The 18660-nt window shown below is 64.0% G+C and carries 15 protein-coding genes; 1 reads left to right on the top strand and 14 read right to left on the bottom strand.

Features of this window, described 5'->3' with window-relative positions:
- Nucleotides 1-7: 7 nt before the first annotated feature.
- The 7 genes from WIMU1_RS18840 to WIMU1_RS18870 are packed head-to-tail and all read right to left on the bottom strand — an operon-like array spanning nucleotide 8 to nucleotide 7253.
- Entirely contained in the window at nucleotides 8-1123 is a 1116-nt protein-coding gene (locus tag WIMU1_RS18840; RefSeq protein WP_062799477.1) for an MlaD family protein, read from the bottom strand.
- Nucleotides 1120-2247: an MCE family protein gene (locus WIMU1_RS18845; RefSeq protein WP_062799479.1), complete on the bottom strand. Its 1128-nt coding sequence runs from the start codon at nucleotides 2245-2247 to the stop codon at nucleotides 1120-1122. Before WIMU1_RS18845 ends, WIMU1_RS18840 begins: the two co-directional genes overlap by 4 nt.
- Nucleotides 2241-3260, bottom strand: a complete 1020-nt coding sequence (locus WIMU1_RS18850; protein ID WP_084248416.1) for an MCE family protein — start codon at nucleotides 3258-3260, stop codon at nucleotides 2241-2243. The genes WIMU1_RS18845 and WIMU1_RS18850 overlap by 7 nt, the downstream gene beginning before the upstream one ends.
- Nucleotides 3257-4276: an MCE family protein gene (locus tag WIMU1_RS18855; protein WP_062799482.1), complete on the bottom strand. Its 1020-nt coding sequence runs from the start codon at nucleotides 4274-4276 to the stop codon at nucleotides 3257-3259. Before WIMU1_RS18855 ends, WIMU1_RS18850 begins: the two co-directional genes overlap by 4 nt.
- Nucleotides 4276-5577 carry an MlaD family protein gene (locus WIMU1_RS18860; protein ID WP_062799484.1) on the bottom strand — a complete coding sequence of 434 codons (1302 nt, stop codon included), beginning with the start codon at nucleotides 5575-5577 and terminating at the stop codon, nucleotides 4276-4278. Before WIMU1_RS18860 ends, WIMU1_RS18855 begins: the two co-directional genes overlap by 1 nt.
- Nucleotides 5578-5580: 3 nt before the next feature.
- Nucleotides 5581-6447: an ABC transporter permease gene (locus WIMU1_RS18865; RefSeq protein WP_062799486.1), complete on the bottom strand. Its 867-nt coding sequence runs from the start codon at nucleotides 6445-6447 to the stop codon at nucleotides 5581-5583.
- Complete coding sequence (locus tag WIMU1_RS18870) at nucleotides 6447-7253, bottom strand: MlaE family ABC transporter permease (RefSeq protein WP_062799488.1); 807 nt, start codon at nucleotides 7251-7253, stop codon at nucleotides 6447-6449. The genes WIMU1_RS18865 and WIMU1_RS18870 overlap by 1 nt, the downstream gene beginning before the upstream one ends.
- Nucleotides 7254-7639: 386 nt before the next feature.
- Here WIMU1_RS18870 and treZ point away from each other — a divergent pair, with 386 nt between their 5' ends.
- Complete coding sequence (treZ, locus tag WIMU1_RS18875) at nucleotides 7640-9385, top strand: malto-oligosyltrehalose trehalohydrolase (RefSeq protein ID WP_062799840.1); 1746 nt, start codon at nucleotides 7640-7642, stop codon at nucleotides 9383-9385.
- A 35-nt stretch (nucleotides 9386-9420) separates the two neighbouring features.
- Here treZ and ilvA read toward each other — a convergent pair whose 3' ends face one another.
- From ilvA to lspA, 7 genes are all read right to left on the bottom strand, one after another.
- A complete protein-coding gene (gene ilvA / locus WIMU1_RS18880) occupies nucleotides 9421-10794 on the bottom strand; it encodes a threonine ammonia-lyase IlvA (protein WP_084248387.1) in 1374 nt (457 codons plus the stop codon).
- 23 nt (nucleotides 10795-10817) lie between these two features.
- Nucleotides 10818-11255 carry a nitroreductase family deazaflavin-dependent oxidoreductase gene (locus WIMU1_RS18885; RefSeq protein WP_062799491.1) on the bottom strand — a complete coding sequence of 146 codons (438 nt, stop codon included), beginning with the start codon at nucleotides 11253-11255 and terminating at the stop codon, nucleotides 10818-10820.
- An 84-nt stretch (nucleotides 11256-11339) separates the two neighbouring features.
- Nucleotides 11340-14888, bottom strand: coding sequence for a DNA polymerase III subunit alpha (dnaE, locus tag WIMU1_RS18890; RefSeq protein ID WP_062799493.1), 3549 nt, complete (start codon nucleotides 14886-14888; stop codon nucleotides 11340-11342).
- A 156-nt stretch (nucleotides 14889-15044) separates the two neighbouring features.
- Complete coding sequence (locus tag WIMU1_RS18895) at nucleotides 15045-16292, bottom strand: serine/threonine-protein kinase (protein ID WP_062799495.1); 1248 nt, start codon at nucleotides 16290-16292, stop codon at nucleotides 15045-15047.
- 62 nt (nucleotides 16293-16354) lie between these two features.
- Nucleotides 16355-17032 carry a hypothetical protein gene (locus WIMU1_RS18900; protein ID WP_062799496.1) on the bottom strand — a complete coding sequence of 226 codons (678 nt, stop codon included), beginning with the start codon at nucleotides 17030-17032 and terminating at the stop codon, nucleotides 16355-16357.
- Between the two features lie 3 nt (nucleotides 17033-17035).
- The gene (locus WIMU1_RS18905) at nucleotides 17036-17962 is read right to left on the bottom strand and encodes an RluA family pseudouridine synthase (RefSeq protein WP_030172828.1); all 927 of its coding nucleotides are present in this window, start codon (nucleotides 17960-17962) and stop codon (nucleotides 17036-17038) included.
- Nucleotides 17955-18656, bottom strand: coding sequence for a signal peptidase II (gene lspA / locus WIMU1_RS18910; protein ID WP_062799498.1), 702 nt, complete (start codon nucleotides 18654-18656; stop codon nucleotides 17955-17957). The genes WIMU1_RS18905 and lspA overlap by 8 nt, the downstream gene beginning before the upstream one ends.
- Between the last annotated feature and the right edge of the window lie 4 nt (nucleotides 18657-18660).

The following is an 18660-nucleotide window of genomic DNA, read 5'->3' on the forward strand; positions in this document are numbered from 1 at the left end:
CGTCCCCTCACCCACAACATCCGCGGGTTCCGGTGAGCCGGGCGAGGACTCGGGTGAGCGTCTGGTTCAAGCTGTTGACACCCTGATTGAAATCTTCCATCTCCGGTAGCCGGCTACCCGAATCGAACCCGAATCCTGGTGACAGATACCAGAGCCTGGCACTCACCGTGGCCGCCGTGCCGGGGGTGGCATCAACCCACTTCGGGGTCAGGACACGTAGTTTGTCGGCCAACGGACCGAGTTCTCCGACGGCTTCGCCCAGGGCATCGATGTCCACCAGCAGGTTGTTGGTCATCTCCACCGCATTCTCTGTCTGGGTGTCGAGGAAATCGTTCAGCGCATCGGTGACCGTACTGGTCTTGTCCAGCGTGGTGACCAGGGCCGGGATCTGACCGTTGACCACGTCCAGTGCAGGACCGACCGTGTTGATGGAAGCGACCAGCTGTTCCCGCCCGTTCGACAGGTCCTCGGCGAGTCCGTTGAACGATTCGAGCGCAGTGTCGAACTCGACGGTGTTCTGGGCGAGGCGGCTGATGCCTGTGGTCATGCCATCGATCAGGCCGGTCAGCTCGGGAGCCTTGCCGCCGAGCGCGTCCGACAACTCGTTGATGATCTCGGTCAGGTTCTTGATGGAGCCACCGTCGACGAATGCGGTCGCGGTGACCAGCAGATCCTCCACGGTTGCCGCCTCGGACGTCTCGCCTGTCAGCTCGTCCCCGGGCGCCATGGTCCCTTGGGCGTCATCACCTTCCGGGGGCTTCAACGCGACGAACACGTCACCGAGAGGTGTGCCCTGACGGAGTTCGGCCCCGGTGCCCACCGGCAGCTTGATGTCCTTGCGGATCTTCATCGTGACGTCGGCCGCGTAGTTGTTCGCCGAGATCGATTCCACCAGCCCGATGTCGTTGCCGTTGAGTTTCACCTTGGCCTGCGACGGCAGGTTCAGCGCGTTGCCGAACGAACCCTTGATCTCGTAACCGTCACCGACTCCTCCCGGCGCCGGCAGCGGGATCTGGTCGATCGTCAGGCCGGGGATGGAGCCGCAACCCGACAGCAACATCGTTGCCGCCAGGCCCGCCACGACTGCCCCCCGGGCCTGCATCACCGATCGTCTGCGTGTCATTTTGTCATCTCCACCAGCGCCGAGAACACACCCAGATCGGGGCCGAAATCTTTCAATTTGCCGGTCCGGCAGCCATTTTCCTGCAAGTTGATGGCCTCACAGAAGGTCGACAGCAGTTCGGTGTCGAGCAACGACTTGTCGATCAGCAACTGGGCGCGCCACGCTCTCTGCTCCACGGACACCGAGTTGGCCAGATTGTCGAAGGCCAACGGCGCGACATCGATCGTGTCGACCAGCTGACGCGAGTAATCACTGAGATTGCTGATCAGTGCGGCCAACCGGCCCATCGAACTGTCGACGACATTGACGTTCCCTTCGAGGAACGTGGCGGTGTTGTTCAATGTCTGGTTCAGCGCCTGCATGGTTGCCTGCAGACCCGGCGACTGGTCACCCAGCATCTGCGAGACCTGGGTGATCGCCGACGAGAACGCCGTCATCTTCGGATAGTTGTCCACCAGCGCCGTGGTCAGAATCGAGATCTTCTTGATCATCTCGACGAGTGCATCTCCGTTGTCGACGCCGACCTGCGCGACCTTGTTGAGTTCTTCCAGCGCAACGGCCATCCGTTCGCCGTTGCCGCCGAAGATCCCCGACGAGATCGTCAGCATGTCACCGAGCGGCCCACTGCCATCCGGGTCTGCCTTGAACTCCTCCACGAGGTTGTCCACGGTGTCGAAGAGCTCCCCGATCTCCACCGGGCTCTTCGCATTGGCCACGGTGTCACCGTCTTCGAGCTTCGCACCTTCGGTGTAGGTGGGCGACAACTCGATGTGACGGGTGGTCACCAACGAGGTGTTGATGATCGCGGCGGTGGCGTCTGCCGGGATGGGTACCGACTTGTCGACGGTGAATTCCACCTTGACCCGGTCACCCTGAGGCGTGATCGACAGGACCCGACCCACGGGCATGCCCAACACATCCACGTCGTTGTCGTTGTAAAGCCCTGCCACACTGTCGAAGTAGGCAGTCAGCTTGATCGACTCGCCCGCTGCGTGGCGCCATTCGGCGGGAATCAGCGTGCATCCGGTGCCGAGGAGTGCGGTGGTGATCAGCAGCGCTGTCATCACCATCGAGCGGCGTACCGTGCTCGCGCCTCGGCGCGAGACATGCTTGGTGCTCAACATCCGTCGACCACCCTCGCTGCGCAGAGCCAGTTGTCGGGGAAGATGCCCCACGGGAGGTAACCCATTGCGTACGGGCCGGATCCGGTGGTGTTGGCGATCGCCCGGACGGTGAGCGGCAGGACCTCGAGCATGTGACGGAGGTTGTCGCGGTTCTTTTCCATACCCTCGGAGATCGTGTTGAGGTTGGCGATCAGGGGCGCGAACTGATTGTTGTTCTCCGCGCCCATAGCCGACATCTGGTTCGACAGGTCCGCGACGCCATCGAGCATCTTGATCACCAATTGCTGCCGGGTGGCGATCTTCTGAGCCAGCAGCTGGCCCTGACCGACGATCACCGACAGTTGATACTGGCTGCTGTTGACGATCTCGGTGACGGAGTTGGTGTCCTTGATGAGCAGGTTGATCTGATCACTGCGGTTGCTGATCACCCTGGACATCTCGGTCAGGGAATCCAACGTGGTGCGGGTGATCCCCGGCGCGCCGGCCAACTGTTTGTTCAGCGCATCCACACTGTCGCTGAGGCTTTCAGCGTTCACCCCCGACAGGATCGGGGTCCCCCGCTCGATGGTTTCCTGCAGGTCGTACGGCACCTGGGTGCGGGCGATCCTCGAGCCGCTGAGACGAGCAGTCGATTCACCGACCTTGATGTCGACGTAACGCTGACCGAGCAGCGTCGAGAGCTTGATCTCGGCGGAACCGTCGGACATCACTTCGACGTCCTTCTGCACCTCCATGGCAACCGCGACGTGATCACCGGCCAAGGTGGTCTTCGAGACCTCCCCCACGTCGATGCCGGCGACGCGGACCTTGTCACCGGGGCGGATACCGCCGGCCTGGGAAAAGTCGGCGGTGTACTCCCGCTTACCGATTCCGGACTCCGAGATCGCGAACGTGGACACCACGATCAGGACCAGCACCACCGACCCGATTGCTCCGAGCCAGAAATATCGATGCTCGGACCAGCTGCGGCGCAGAATGTTCGGCTTCACAGCATGTGCCTCCCCGGGGCTCATCGGCACACCACCGAGTGCTGGGTGCCGCCGATCTGGCTGATCAACCCCGGTGGGAAGAGAACACCACCGATTGATACGTCCAGTTCGCAGGCGTAGATGTTCAGGTAGGCGCCCTGTCCCATCACCATGGGAAAGTGCACCAGGAACAGCGGCAGATCGATTGCCAGCTGATCGAGTTTGGACCCGATGCCGATCATGCGGCCGGTTGTGTCCCGCAAGCTCTGCCCGAGTTGCTCGGCATCAGGACGAATCCGGCCGAGCAGCCCACCGAGGCGGCTCGTCGCGTCACCGATGCTGTCGACCGAAGCACCCAGCGACGTCGAGTTGCCGTTCAGCCCCTCGATCAATCCGGCGAGGTTCTTCACCAGTACCTGCATCTGATCGCCCTGCGAGCTGAGGTCTCCCATCACCGCACTCAGATTGGTGATGAGGGCTCCGATGACCTGATCTCGATTTCCGAAGTCTGCGGCCAGCTTTCCGATCTGCTCGATCGTGTAGCTGAGCGATACCTGGTTGCCTTGGAAGGTCTGCACAAGACTCTCCGACAGCTGGTTGACCTGCTCGGGTTCGAGAGTGTCGAACACCGGCTGGAAGCCCGCGAGCAACGCCGAGACGTCAAACGAATCCTGTGACGGTTCTTCGAGAGTGGACCCCGGCTTGAGCTTCTTCTGTTCTGCGCCTTCGACGAGGTCGAGTCCCAGGTAGCGCTGTCCGATCAGGTTCTGGTAGCGGATCGACGCCTGCGTGTTGGAGAAGATGGTCTGGTCGGTCTGCAGGTCAAACGTCACCTTGGCCCGGTTGCGATCGAGGGCTATGTCCGAGACCCGGCCGACCCGGACCCCGGCCATCCGCACGTCGTCACCCGGGTGCAGGCCCGAGGCGTCGCTGAAATAGGCGGTGTACCCGTTGGTCTGACCCGGCACGGCTCGCTCCAGCGTCGACCAGATCGTGTACGTGAGCAGCAGCGCCAGCACGGCGAACAGGCTGAACCCGATGAGAGGCTTGCGGTAACCCATCAGCCCTCACCGCCGGTGTTCTGCTGTACCCGCACCGACTGGACCAGCGGGCCGAGCATCATCGTGTCGGCTGCCGAGGGTTCGCGATCGAGTGCAGCGCGCAGCGTCTCGTTGTCGGTGCCCGTTGTGACCGCCTTGGGAAGGGTGGATGCGTCGGTGTTCGTCTCGGTGTCAGCTCCGGCGGGCCGCACCACGAGGGGCCCGGAGTTCGTCGGTCCGGTGCCGGTACCGGGTCCGGTACATCCCGGTCCCCGGGTGATGCCGTACTCACCGCCGTTGTATACAGGGCAGTTCTGGCGGTTGTACTGCAAGAACGGGCTGAGGCTCACGCCGATGTTCAACTGCGGCTTCCCATTGGTTCCGGTGAAAACGGTCAGGACCTTGCCGGCCAGCTGGTTGAGTGCCCGGATGCCGCCTGGGAGCGCCTCGGAGTCCACGGCCACCGCGCCGGTCATCGTGTTCAGGTTCTGCACGATCTGTATGCCCGAATCACCGTTGCGCGCGAACAACTCCTGGATGCGGTCGATCATCGACTGGGCCGCGGTGAGAGTGCTCGCGAGGTCGCGTTGGCGTTCGATGATCGTGATGGACGGGATCACCGCACGCCCCATGGTGTCGAGTAGCTGAGGTGTCGATTGTTCGATCCCCTGCATGGCCCGGTTGAAGTTGTCGAATCCGGGAGGTGCGCCATCGGGGAACTGGGCATTGATCTGCTGCCAGTACTGGTTGAGCGTGCCCACGAAGGCGGAGAACACGTTTCCACCGCCACGCAGCGCATCGGCGATGGTCCCGAGAACGCGACCGATCTCCTCCGGCGGGACGGCGACGAAGAGCTCGCGCAGATCGTTCTGCACGGTCTGCAGGGCGACGGTCTCCTTCGACTCGTCCGCGGTGATCTTGCTCCCGTTAGACAGGTGACCCTTGGGATCAGGTGGTGCGATGAGTTCCACCGAGTTGACGCCGAACAGGTTGCTGGGCACCGTTCGTGCCGTCACGTTGGCGGGTACGCCCTGCGCCTGCTCAGGGGCCACCTCGATGAGGACGTCCGAGAGGTCGTTGTTCGCGGTCTCGATCGACTTGACGCTGCCGATGATGACACCGTTGTACCGCACGTCCGCCTGACTCGTGAGACCGTCGCCGACATCGTCGAGAGTCGCCGTCACCTCGAGTTTCTCCTCGAAAGTGCCCTGGTACCTGAGCATGAGGACAAAAAGGATCAGCACGAGCGCCACGACAAATGCGACGCCGCGCAGAAAGTACTGGGTCACAGACGGATTGCGTCCGGTGGTGTCGACGAACATGTGTTACCCCGAAATCCTGATGCCGGGCGACAGGCCCCAGAAAACAAGTGTCAAGAGAAGATTCGCGAAGACCAGCACGATGATCGACAGCCGGATCGCGTGGCCGGCTGCCACCCCCACACCCTCTGGTCCGCCTGATGCGAAGAAACCGTAGTAGCACTGGATGAACGTAGTGAGCAGCACGAACACCACGACCTTCATCACCGAGAACACCATGTCCTTGGACAGGATGAACTGGTAGAAGTACGACAGGTATGCGCCGCGGCCCTGCCCGCTCTGCACTTGGAACATGAGTTGGCAGGCCAGGTAGTTCGCGGCCAGCGACACCGAGTACAGCGGGATGATGGCGATCACGGCGGCGATCATGCGGGTGGTGACGAGGTACGGCATCGGCCGGATCGCGATCGATTCGAGTGCGTCGATCTCCTCGCTGATCCGCATCGAGCCCAATTGAGCGGTGAAGCGGCACCCGGACTGCGCGGTGAACGCGACCGCAGCCAGCAGGGGACCCAATTCGCGGGTGGTCGCGAATGCCGAGATGGCACCGGTGACCGGCGACATGCCCAGCAGGTTGAGGGCTGTATAGCCCTCGATACCCACGGTTGCACCGCCCATGATGCCGAGCAAGATGATCACGCCGATCGTTCCGCCGCCCACCACGATGGCGCCGTTACCCCAGGTGACGTCGGAGAGCAGTCGCCAGATCTCTTTGCTGTAGTGCTTGAAGGCTGTCGGGACCGCACCGACCGACCGGACCAGGAAGGTGACCTGGTGCCCCATCAGCACCAAGGTGTCGCGGGGTGACTGATAAACCTTCTTGCCCCATTCGAGTGGCTTGAGGGCAGGCGGCGTGTACTTGGAGGCAACCATCAGACCACCCTGGCCGGGACGACAATCGCAAAGATCTGGGTGAGGATGACATTGACCGTGAACAACAGGATCACGGAATTGACCACCGCCGCGTTGACCGAGTTGGCGACACCTGAGGGTCCCCCTTTCGTGGTGAGCCCGCGGTCGCAGGCCACCACGGCGACGATCGCGCCGAAGATCACTGCTTTGGTGATGGCGAACGCGAGGTCGGCCGGGGATGCAAAGGACGAGAAGGTGCCGGTGTAACTACCCGGCGTACCTCCCTGGAAGTAGACGTTGAAGACGTAGCCGGTGACGAAGCCGATGAAGCACACGAAGCCGCAGAGCAGGAAACTCACGACCATCGTGGCCAGCAGTCGCGGCGAGATGAGCCGCTGGGTGGGATTGACTCCCATGACCCGCATCGCGTCGATCTCATCGCGGATGGTTCGCGAGCCCAGGTCGGCGGCAATGGCCGACCCGACCGCGCCGGCGAGCAGAAGAGAGGTGACCAGCGGAGCGCCCTGCCTGATCACGCCGAGACCGGTTGCCGCGCCCGAGAACGAGGTGGCGCCGATCTGGTTGGCGATATTGCCGACCTGGATGGAGACGATCACACCGACCGGGATGGCAACCAGAAGAGTGGGGATGACGGAGGTGTTCGCCATGAACGCGCATTGGCGGATGAACTCACCGAATGGGAACCGTCGCTTCACGATGTCGACGAACAGCACCTTGAAGACCTCTAAGAACAGCGTCATCTGCCGCCCGAAGGTCTCGAACGATGCGATCACGTGGCCGCGGAACCAGCGCTTGGCGGGCAGCATTGCACTACGAGCCGAGGCTGTTCGCCTGCTGCGTGTCGCCACGGTTTCTGTACTCACACCCTGCCTCAGTGATCCCCGTCATACGCACACCCTGCGTATGAGTTCGCTCATAGTGCCATATAGCTAATCGAAATCGCCGACGAACCAACGTTTCCGACCCGACACGATGTTCTTTCGTCGCACCGCCGCCGTACGCAGCGGCGATCGTGTTCACCACGATCTGGAAGCGCGCGTGCTCACATTAGCCCAAAAGCTCTCGCAGTCCTACCATTGCCGTGATTTGTCGTTAACTTAAGCCGTTTCGGCGTGGATCCGCGCGGTCCACATCGTGGACGCGCCGAGCGACCACCCCGGCGGCGCGGATGGATAGCACCTACGGTTTAGAGGTGACCTCTCTACCGGTATGGGCGCCGACGGCGCAGCAGATGCGAGTGACGATCGACGGTGACATCCATTCGATGCGCGAGACCGGGGATGGCTGGTGGGAAAGTCCTGTACCTGCGTTGCCCGGCGCCCGCTACGGCTATCTCATCGACGACAGCACCGACCCACTCCCCGACCCTCGCTCACCGCGACAACCCGATGGCGTCCACGGACTGTCCCAGGTGCACGAGATCGACCCAGAGATCTGGTCTGATTCGGACTGGCAAGGCCGGCCCGTTGCCGGCGCAGTCATCTATGAATTGCACGTCGGAACGTTCACTCCCGACGGCACCCTCGATTCTGCGATCGCCAAACTGGACCACCTGGTGGACATCGGCGTGGATTTCGTCGAGCTGATGCCGGTCAACACCTTCAACGGCACCCACAACTGGGGCTACGACGGCGTCGGCTGGTACGCGGTACAAGAGACCTACGGGGGTCCCGACGCCCTCGCGCGCTTCGTCAATGCCTGCCACCTGCGGGGACTCGGCGTGATCATCGACGCGGTGTACAACCATCTCGGCCCGTCGGGCAACTACCTTCCCAACTACGGTCCGTATCTCACCGAAGGTGCCACCTCGTGGGGGCAGTCGGTGAACCTGGACGAAGCCGACTCCGACGAGGTCCGCGAGTTCATCCTGGGTTCGGCGCTGCGCTGGCTCGAGGTGTTCCATGTCGATGGACTGCGACTCGACGCCGTGCACGCCCTGGTCGACCGCACCGCGCTGCACCTCCTCGAGGAAATGCAGATGCGTACCGACGCTTTGTCACACCGGGTCGGCAGGCCGCTGTCCTTGATCGCGGAGAGCGACCTGAACGATCCCAAACTCATCACCTCCCGCACTGACGGCGGATATGGCCTCGCTGCCCAGTGGAGCGACGACGGCCACCACGCGATCCACACCACCGTGTCGGGGGAACGACAGGGTTACTACGCCGACTTCGGCAGTCTCGAATGCCTGTCGAAGGTTTTGCGAGAAGGCTTCTTCCACGCCCTCACCTACTCGTCCTTCCGTCGGCGCAGGCACGGCAGACCCATCAATCATCAACGGGTGGTCACCACTTCGCTGGTGGTCTACACCTGCAATCACGACCAGATCGGTAACCGCGCGCTCGGAGACCGGCCCTCGCACTACCTCGATCCGGGCCAGCTGGCGATCAAGGCAGCGCTGGTGCTCACCTCACCGTTCACGCCCATGCTCTTCATGGGTGAGGAGTGGGCAGCCAGCACCCCATTCCAGTTCTTCACCTCCCACCCCGAACCAGAACTCGGTGAGGCCACCGCGAACGGCCGTAAGGCCGAGTTCGCCGAGCACGGGTGGGATGCGGCCGACGTGCCCGATCCCCAAGACCCGGAAACCTTCTCGCGATCGAAGCTGAACTGGGACGAACTCGCCGAGCAGCCACACGCCGCACTGCTGGGGTTCTATCGCGACCTGATCACGCTCCGCAAGAGTCAGCTCGAGTACTCCGACGACGACTTCGACTCGGTCGCAATCGATTTCGACGACAGCAACACCTGGTTCGCCATGCACCGTGGAGCACTGTCGACGATCGTGACCCTGACCGAGGCGCCCGCGGAACCACCGTTCTCGGGCACCGTTCTGCTCGCATTCGAGAACGGCGCGTCCGATGGAATCGAACCGGGCCGGAACGTCACGTCACCGACCCTGGCCGGGCACAGTGTGCTGATCATCCGGCGCGACTGACGTCGCGCGGCCTCATCTGACTGCCCGACAGGCGGTCAGGTGAGGTAGCGGTACGCCGGCGAACCCGGTTCGAGCCGTTCGCATTTGAGTCGCGAAGCGTCCATCCGGGCGAGCAGCGGGCCGAGACCTTCCGGCGCCCCGAGCTCGACGCCCACGAGCGCGGCTCCGGTCTCACGGTTGTTCCGTTTGACGTACTCGAACAGGGTGACGTCGTCGTCGGGTCCGAGGACTTCGTCGAGGAACCGGCGCAGGGCACCGGGCTCCTGGGGGAAGTCGACCAGGAAGTAGTGCTTGAGGCCACGGTGGACCAGTGACCGTTCGATGATCTCGCCGTACCGTGACACGTCGTTGTTACCGCCGGAGAGCAGGCACACCACGTTCCAGCCGGGTTCGATCGGAAGATCCTCGAGTACGGTCGCCGCAAGTGCGCCTGCGGGCTCGGCGATGATGCCCTCGTTCTGATACAGCTCGAGCATCGCCGAACAGATCGCACCCTCGTCGACGTGTGTGATGTGCGTGGCTCCGGCGGGCAGTTGCTCGTGTCCTCGATGTACCGTGCCGGACGGTGGCAGATCGGGATGCTGGGCCACCGTGGCGCCGGCGTCCGCCATCACGCGATGACCCAGTGCGCCAATGCGTTTGACGGCCGCACCATCGACAAAAGGGTCGATGTCGGTCAACGTGACCGGGCCGCCCTCCACAAGAGCGGCCGACATCGACACCGCACCGGTGGGTTCCACTCCGACGATGCGGACCTCCGGGCTGTGCGCACGCAGATACGTCACCATGCCTGCGAGCGCCCCACCACCGCCGACCGGTATCACCACCAGGTCGGGTGTGACGCCGAGTTGCTCGACGATCTCCTTGGCGATGGTGCCTTGACCTGCCGCCGTACGAGTGTCGTCGAACGCGTGGATCCAGGTCGCACCGGTCTCCAGCACATCGGCCTGCGCAGCCGCAGCCGCGGCATCGTAGGTGTCCCCGACCGCGATCAGTTCCACGAAATCGCCGCCGTGCCAACGGATACGGTCACGCTTCTGCTTCGGCGTGTTGGTGGGAACGTAGATCCGGCTGTGGATCTGCATCGTGCGCGCTGCGTAGGCGACGCCCTGGGCGTGGTTGCCCGCGCTCGCCGCCACCACACCGGCTGCACGCTCGGCCTCGGTGAGAAGCGACATCACGTTGTAGGCACCGCGGATCTTGTACGAACGGACCGACTGCAGATCTTCGCGCTTGAGGTAGACCTGTGCGCCCGTGTTCGCCGACAGACGCTCGCTGAGCTGCAGCGGGGTAGCCACCACCACGTTGCCGATTCGCTCCGCCGCCGCCTCGATCGCATCTGCGTCGAGGTCGGGAGCGGTGGCGTGCGGGGTCGGATCAGCAGTGTGTCGTGTGGTCACGGTCCCTATGGTCTCACTGAACTTCCAGCGATTTACTCAGCGGGTTCGAGCACGAACACCGGGATCGCCCGGTCGGTCTTCTTCTGGTAGTCGGCGTAGGGCGGGAATGCCGCCACGGCGCGCTCCCACCATTCGGCCTTCTCGTCACCGGTGACCTCGCGGGCGATCATGTCCTTGACCACCGGGCCATCACGCAGCTCGACATGCGGGTTGGCCGCCACGTTGTAATACCAAACCGGGTTCTTCGGTGCGCCACCCAGCGAAGCAACAGCGGCGTACTTACCCTCGTTCTCCACGCGCATCAGCGGCGACTTACGTAGCTTGCCGGACTTGCGCCCCACCGAGGTCAGGACCACCACCGGCATACCGTTGAGGTCGGTGCCCTCGGTGCCGCCGGACTTCTCGTACTTTTCGGCCTGCTCGCGCGCCCAATCGCTGGTACTCGGTTCGTACTCGCCCTGAAGTGGCATCGGCTGCTTCTTTCCGCTGGAGTGACGTTCGGTTCGATCAGCTACAACCCCGGGGTCGCCCTAGCCTATTCCGTACGAGCAACCTCAGGTGGCCAGGCAGGAGGGCCCCAACAGCGCCTTGAGGTCACCCATCAGGGCCGACGTGGGGTTGACCCTCAGTTGGTCGTCGAGTTTGAGGGTGGTGGCCTTGTCGCCGCTGATCAGGCGCACGTGCACATCGGCGGTGCCGGGATGGCGCACCAGTACCTGCTTGAGCGCACTGACGCGGTCCGCGGTACACAGCCTGGTGGGCATCGTCAGGGAGATCGGCTTCCCGACGCCCACGTGAGACAGGTCCGGAACCGCGAGGTCGTTGGCGGAGATCATCATGCTGTCGTCGCGCAGATTGACCCGTGCCTTCACCAGCACCACCGCGTCCGAGGCGATGTCCATGCCGTACGCCTGGTAGGCACGCGGGAAGAAGTAGACCTCGACCCCACCGACCATGTCCTCGATCTGCACCACCGCATACGACTCGCCCTTTTTGTTGACACGTCGGGTAACCGCAGAGATGATGCCGCCAATCACGATCTGGGCCCCGTCCTTGACGTTGCCCTCCAGGAGCGAGCTGATCGACGTATCGGTCTGGGCAGAGATGACGTGCTCGACCCCGTTGAGTGGATGCCCGGACACGTACAGTCCCAGCATCTCTCGCTCCAGTGCGAGTTTGTGCTTCGTGTCCCATTCCTCGTCGGGGACCTTGACGGCGAAGGCGTCGTCGGTCATCGCACCACCGTCACCGCCGGCGTCGCCGAACAGGTCGAATTGGCCGACGGCTTCGGCCTTTTTGGTACCCAGGACAGCGTCGACCGCATCGGCGTGGACCAGGAACAGCCCTTTACGGGCGTGACCGAGCGAGTCGAAGGCGCCTGCTTTGATGAGCGACTCGGTGACCTTCTTGTTGCAGGCCGTGACGTTGATCTTGGCGAGGTAGTCCGAGAAGCTCGAGAAGTTCGACTTCTCTTCGCGCGCAGCGAGAATCGAGGCGACCACACCTGTTCCGACGTTGCGCACCGCAGCGAGTCCGAATCGGATGTCGTCACCGACGGCCGCAAAGTTTTGCTGAGAGTGGTTGACATCGGGTGGCAGCACCGTGATACCGAGGCGCCGGCAGTCGGCCAGGTAGATCGCGGCCTTGTCCTTGTCGTCGGCAACCGAGGTGAGCAGACCGGCCATGTACTCGGCCGGGTAGTTGGCCTTGAGATAGGCGGTCCAGAACGAGACCAGCCCGTAGCCGGCTGCGTGCGACTTGTTGAAGGCGTATCCGGCGAACGGGAGGATGGTGTCCCACAGTGCCTTGATCGCCGCTTCGGAGAATCCGTTGTCGAGCATTCCCTGACGGAAACCGGCGTACGCCTTCTCGAGTTCGGACAGCTTCTTCTTACCCATGGCCCGACGGAGCAGGTCGGCCTGCCCGAGCGAGTAACCGGCAACCTTTTGGGCGATCTGCATGATCTGCTCTTGGTAGACGATCAGGCCGTAGGTGTCCGCCAGGATCTCCTTGAGCGGGTCTTCGAGCTCGGGATGGATGGGGCTGACCGGCTGCCTGTTGTTCTTGCGGTCGGCGTAGTCGTTGTGGGCGTTCATGCCCATCGGGCCGGGGCGGTACAGCGCGAGCACCGCCACGATGTCGCCGAATCCCGTGGGCTGCATACGTTTGAGGAGCTCACGCATCGGCCCGCCGTCGAGCTGGAACACGCCGAGAGTGTCTCCCCTGGCGAGCAACTCGTAGGTCTTGGGATCATCCAGCGGCAACGAATCCAGGTCGAGATCCATGTTGCGGTTGAGCTTGAGGTTGTCGATCGCGTCGCCGATGACCGTGAGGTTGCGCAACCCCAGGAAGTCCATCTTCAACAGGCCGATGGCCTCACACGAGGGGTAGTCCCAGCCGGTGATGATGGCGCCGTCCTGCGGGCGCTTCCATACCGGGATCGCCTCGGTCAGCGGTTCGGACGACATGATCACCGCGCAGGCGTGCACACCGGCGTTGCGGATCAGCCCTTCGAGCCCCAGTGCGGTGTCGTAGATCTTCTTGACATCGGGATCGGTCTCGATGAGCTGGCGGACCTCGCTGGCCTCTTTGTACCGATCGTGCGTGGGATCGGTGATGCCCGCGATCGAGATGTCCTTGGCCATGATGGGCGGCGGCAGCGCCTTGGTGATGCGGTCGGCGATGGCGTACCCGGGCTGACCGAACTGGACGCGGGCGGAGTCCTTGATCGCGGCCTTGGTCTTGATGGTTCCGAACGTGATGACCTGAGCGACCTTGTCGCTGCCCCACCTCTCGGTGGCGTAACGCACCATGTCGCCGCGGCGGCGGTCGTCGAAGTCGATGTCGATATCGGGCATCGACACACGCTCGGGGTTGAGGAATCGCTCGAAGAGCAACCCATACGGGATCGGGTCGATGTTGGTGATGCCCAACGCCCAGGCCACCAGCGAACCGGCGGCCGAACCACGACCGGGCCCCACCCGGATGCCTACCTCGTTGGCGTGCCTGATGAGGTCCCCGACCACCAGGAAGTACGCGGGAAAGCCCATCTGGATGATGACGTCCAGCTCGTAGTTCGCTCGCTCGAGGTATTCCTGCGGCACCTCGCGGTCCGGGAACCGCCGGGTCTTGAGACCTTGGGCCACCTCTTTGCGCAACCATGTCTGCTGCGTCTCGCCTTCGGGCACCGGGAACACCGGCATCCGGTCACGGTGTTCGAACACCTCGGCGTAGCTCTGCACCCTCTCGCCGATGAGCAGGGTGTTGTCGCAGGCGCCGGGCACCTCTTTGTCCCACAACTCGCGCATCTCGGCGGCCGACTTGAGGTAGTAGCCGTCGCCGTCGAACTTGAAGCGCGTGGGATCGGACAGGGTCTTGCCCGTCTGCACGCAGAGCAGGGCCTCGTGGCTCGCCGCGTGGCCTTTGGTGACGTAGTGGCAGTCGTTGGTGACCAGGGGCGGGATCCCGAGTTTGCGGCCGATCTCCAGCAGCCCGTCGCGGACCCGGCCTTCGATCTCCAGGCCGTGTTCCATCAATTCGAGGAAGAAGTTCTCTTTCCCGAAGATGTCCTGCCACTTGGCGGCGGCTTCGAGCGCTTCACGCTCGTGGCCGAGACGCAGACGCGTCTGAACCTCGCCGGACGGGCAGCCGGTGGTCGCGATGATGCCCTCGGCGTGAGCCGCGATCAGCTCGGCGTCCATACGTGACCACTTGCCGAGCTGGCCTTCGATGGATGCCAGCGACGACAGCTTGAACAGGTTGCGCAGACCGGTGGCGTTCTCGGCCACCATCGTCATGTGGGTGTAGGCACCCGAGCCCGAGACGTCGTCGCTCTTCTGCTCTCGATTTCCCCAGAGCACCCGCTTGGTGTTGAAGCGCGACTCCGGCGCGATGTAGGCCTCGATACCGATGATGGGCTTGACCCCCATGTCGGTGGCGACGTTGTAGAACTCGCTGCCGCCGAACATGTTTCCGTGGTCGGTCATGCCGATCGCGGACATCTCCAACCTCGTGGCCTCGGCGATCATCGGTTTGACCTTCGCCGCCCCGTCAAGCATCGAGTACTCAGTGTGGTTATGCAGATGCACAAACGAATCCGACACGCGTCGCCTCTCATTTCGAACTCTCGAGCGCCTGCGCCGGCCACCGGAGACGGGGCCGTGACGCAAGGTCTTCAGTCTAGGCGGGGGTACCGACGCCGGCGGGCAGGCGCGTCCGACGCCTCCCGGAGTGGTGACGCATGGTGCTGATGTGACAACTCAGGCCACCAGCAGGATGGCGATCAGTATCGCGATCGCCACCACCACCAGTCCCACGAGCAGCGCGATCATCACCGCATTGGAACCCGACGGCGCACCGGTGTTGTGTCCGGCAGTGCCCTGGCCTGACTGCGGATGCACGGACCTCCCATGAGCCGTAGGGGCCGGGGTGTGCTGAAATCCCTGACCGTACTGCTGGGAGACCAGATGCTGCGGGGGCGGCGACGGCTGAAATCGCTGGTGGGTCGGGGGCGTTCCGGCGTCAGGACGTGCGACGGGCATCGGCGGTGGCGTGGAGGTGACGGGTCGGCGTGGCGCCTGGGCCGGGTACCCGACGGGCCCCTTTGCCTGCCGCAACGCGGACTGCAACGCATCGGTGAACTGGCGGCAGTTCGCGAATCGGTCATCGGCTTCCTTGGCCATGGCCTTCGCGATCACCGAGTCCACCGCAGGCGGCACCGACGGAACCAGTTCCGAGAGCTTGGGGACCGGCTTGCTCAGATGACCGCTGATCGCATCCGCCGTGCTGTCGCCACGGAAGGGCACCCGGCCTGCGATCAGATGAAAGACGGTGGCGGCCAGCGAGTACTGGTCGGTGCGCGGATCGACGGGCTGGCCCTTGAGTTGTTCGGGTGAGGCGTACGACAGTGTCGCGAGGACGGTGCCCACCACGGTCAGCGACTCCGTTTCATTTGCTGCCTTCGCCACACCGAAATCCGTGAGCAGCACGCGCTGCTCGTCATCCTGGAGCGAGTAGCGCCGCTCGATCCCGTCGCCGTATTCGTCGCTCTCCACCTCCGAGAGGAGGATGTTGGCCGGTTTGATGTCCCTGTGCAGCAAACCCTTGCGGTGCGCGTAGTCGAGTCCTCTGGCGATCTCACCGGCGATCCGCACCACGCGCTCAGGGGGCAGACCGACGTCCGAACCGGCCTTCTCCTGTGCTCGATGCAGTTCCTGCGCGCAGTCGGTGCCGGGGACGTACTGCATTGCGATCCACAGCATGCCGTCGTTGCGGCCGCGGTTGTAGATGGTGACGATGTTGGGATGGTCCAGTCCCGCCGCGACTTCGGCCTCGCGCAGGAAGCGCTTGCGGAACTGTTCGTCGGCGCCGACCTGCTCGCCGAGGACCTTGATGGCATCGCTGCGGGGAAGTTCGGGGTGTTTGGCCAGGTAGACGGCCCCCATGCCGCCACTACCGAGAGCGCGCTCCACCCGGTACCCCGCTATCCAGGATCCCGGCTGCAACATGATCTCCCCTAACCGGCCTCCGTCCGCGGGAGGGCCGTCTTCGGAAGACACCATATAACGACCTAGGCGGCCGGGACCTCGCCATCGTCGGGCCCCGGACCGACCACCGTGGTGACCGAGGGCAGCAGCGGGATGACGGTGAACAAGCCGGCGAGCGCATCAGGGGGCAGTGCCTGGACCGCGCGGACACCCGGTTCCCCGGCGATCGATCGGAGTTGCCCGAGATCTGCCCGCACGACGATTCCGATCAGGCATGAGCAGCTCGCCTGCAGCCGTCGGGCCGCGACCTCGTTCACCTGCTCGGCCCGCGGCGTACCGGGTGTCCGACTCATCACGGCCTGAGCGCCCACCTGCACCGACGCGGCGAACGACTCGCTGGTGTTGCCGGTCGGCACCACCACGGTGGGCGTCTGCACGCGATCGATCGGCACGTTGAAGATGTTCTGCGACAGCATGACCCGTGGCCTGGAACCGACCAGATCCCACGCTGCACCGACACTCACCGGCGCCGACAACGACACCAGGGCCCAGCGTGCCGAGTCCGGTGAGGTCGTCGCTTCGAGCGAGCGCGTGGCCCGAGCGATGTAGTCCGGCACCTGCTCGCCGTTTTCCGGACCCAAGATGTCGGTGGTGACGGGGGCGGTCGGCGCAGGGTTGAGCCGCCCGACCACATAGAGGCCTCCGACGACGAACACCAGGACGGCGACCGCCACGACGGTGGTGCGAGCTGCGACCTTCACCTGCTAGCCGGCACGCAATTCATCAAGCGCATGCTGCAGGTCGTCGGGGTATGGGCTGGTGAACTCCACGAGACGACCGTCGGAGGGGTGGGCGAACGACAATGCGCGGGCGTGCAGCCACTGGCGCTCCAGCCCCAGCCGTTTGGCCAGTACCGGATCAGCACCGTAGGTGAGGTCGCCGCAGCACGGATGATGAAGAGCCGAGAAGTGCACTCTGATCTGGTGCGTCCTCCCCGTTTCCAGATGAACGTCGAGAAGGCTTGCCGCGCGGAACATCTCGATGGTGTCGTAGTGGGTGATGCTGGGCTTGCCCGCCGCGGACACCGTGAACTTCCAGTCATTGCCGCGACTGCGACCGATCGGGGCGTCGATGGTGCCGGTGGGCGGGTCCGGATGACCTTGCACCACAGCGTGATAGCGCTTGTCCACAGTTCGCTGCTTGAACGCCCGTTTGAGCAGTGTGTAAGCCCGTTCCGACGTGGCGACGACCATTACCCCCGAGGTCCCGACGTCGAGGCGGTGCACAATGCCCTGCCGTTCGTGCGACCCGGATGTGGAGATCCGGAAACCCGCGGCAGCCAGTCCACCGATCACCGTAGGTCCGGTCCATCCCACCGACGCGTGTGCCGCGACGCCGACCGGTTTGTCGACCACCACGATGTCGTCGTCGGAATAGATGATCTCCATGCCCTCGACCGGCTGGGCCTCGATGGTGAGCACGCGGGCCGGCGCCGGTAACAGCACCTCGAGCCATTGACCGCCGACAAGCTTGTGGGACTTGCCGACCGGCGAACCGTCGACGCTGATGTCCCCGTCGTCGGCGAGCTGAGCCGCCACCGTCCTCGACAATCCGAGCATGCGGGCAACGCCCGCGTCGGTGCGCATTCCGTCGATCCCGTCCGGGATCGGCATCGACCGTGATTCACGCATCGGGTGCCTGACGGTCGCTCTGCGTCGAGCCGGTCGCGGTGTCGGAGTCGGTCCGGGCAGGGTCGTCGGCGTCTTTTGCTCCACCCGAACGCGTTCCGTCGAACTCGAATCCGAACAGGGTGAGCACCACAAGACCGATCGCGCCGCACACCACGGCGGAGTCGGCGACGTTGAACACGGGCCACCAGCCCACCGACATGAAGTCGACCACATGGCCGCGCAGCGGGCCTGGGGCCCGGAAGATGCGGTCGATCAGGTTACCGAGAGCACCGCCGAGCACAAGACCGAGACCGAGCGCCCACCAGATCGAGCCGAGCCGATGGCTGTAGCGGATGATGCCCGCGACCACGGCGAGCGCGATCAGCGTGAGGATCCACGTATAGCCGGTGGCCATCGAGAATGCGGCGCCGCTGTTCCGTACGAGCTTGAAGGTGACGGTGTCGCCGATGATCTCCACCGGGTCGCCGGGTTCGATCAGGGCGACCGCGACGATCTTGGTGATCAGGTCGGCAATAAGCACGGTGACCGCCACGACCAAGAGGATCAGCCACATCCTGGGACGGGTGGGGTTGCCCGACGTGCTGTCGGCCGGGTTGCCCGACGTGCTGTCGGCCGGGTTGTCCGCCGGGGAGGGCGTGGGCTCGTTCGACGGCCGGGGTTCGCTCGACGGTCTGGACCCTTTCTCGCTTGTCACCTGT

This window comes from Williamsia muralis NBRC 105860, assembly GCF_001598915.1.
In the GTDB taxonomy this organism is placed as follows: Bacteria; Actinomycetota; Actinomycetes; order Mycobacteriales; family Mycobacteriaceae; genus Williamsia; species Williamsia muralis.

What these genes read in the sequence shown, in the direction of transcription:
- WIMU1_RS18860 (WP_062799484.1), bottom strand. Translation starts at nt 5,577, where the DNA reads ATGTTCGTCGACACCACCGGACGCAATCCGTCTGTGACCCAGTACTTT.
- WIMU1_RS18850 (WP_084248416.1), bottom strand. Translation starts at nt 3,260, where the DNA reads ATGAGCCCCGGGGAGGCACATGCTGTGAAGCCGAACATTCTGCGCCGC.
- WIMU1_RS18870 (WP_062799488.1), bottom strand. Translation starts at nt 7,253, where the DNA reads ATGCTGCCCGCCAAGCGCTGGTTCCGCGGCCACGTGATCGCATCGTTC.
- WIMU1_RS18855 (WP_062799482.1), bottom strand. Translation starts at nt 4,276, where the DNA reads ATGGGTTACCGCAAGCCTCTCATCGGGTTCAGCCTGTTCGCCGTGCTG.
- WIMU1_RS18840 (WP_062799477.1), bottom strand. Translation starts at nt 1,123, where the DNA reads ATGACACGCAGACGATCGGTGATGCAGGCCCGGGGGGCAGTCGTGGCG.
- WIMU1_RS18845 (WP_062799479.1), bottom strand. Translation starts at nt 2,247, where the DNA reads ATGTTGAGCACCAAGCATGTCTCGCGCCGAGGCGCGAGCACGGTACGC.
- WIMU1_RS18895 (WP_062799495.1), bottom strand. Translation starts at nt 16,292, where the DNA reads ATGTTGCAGCCGGGATCCTGGATAGCGGGGTACCGGGTGGAGCGCGCT.
- WIMU1_RS18905 (WP_030172828.1), bottom strand. Translation starts at nt 17,962, where the DNA reads ATGCGTGAATCACGGTCGATGCCGATCCCGGACGGGATCGACGGAATG.
- WIMU1_RS18865 (WP_062799486.1), bottom strand. Translation starts at nt 6,447, where the DNA reads ATGGTTGCCTCCAAGTACACGCCGCCTGCCCTCAAGCCACTCGAATGG.
- WIMU1_RS18885 (WP_062799491.1), bottom strand. Translation starts at nt 11,255, where the DNA reads ATGCCACTTCAGGGCGAGTACGAACCGAGTACCAGCGATTGGGCGCGC.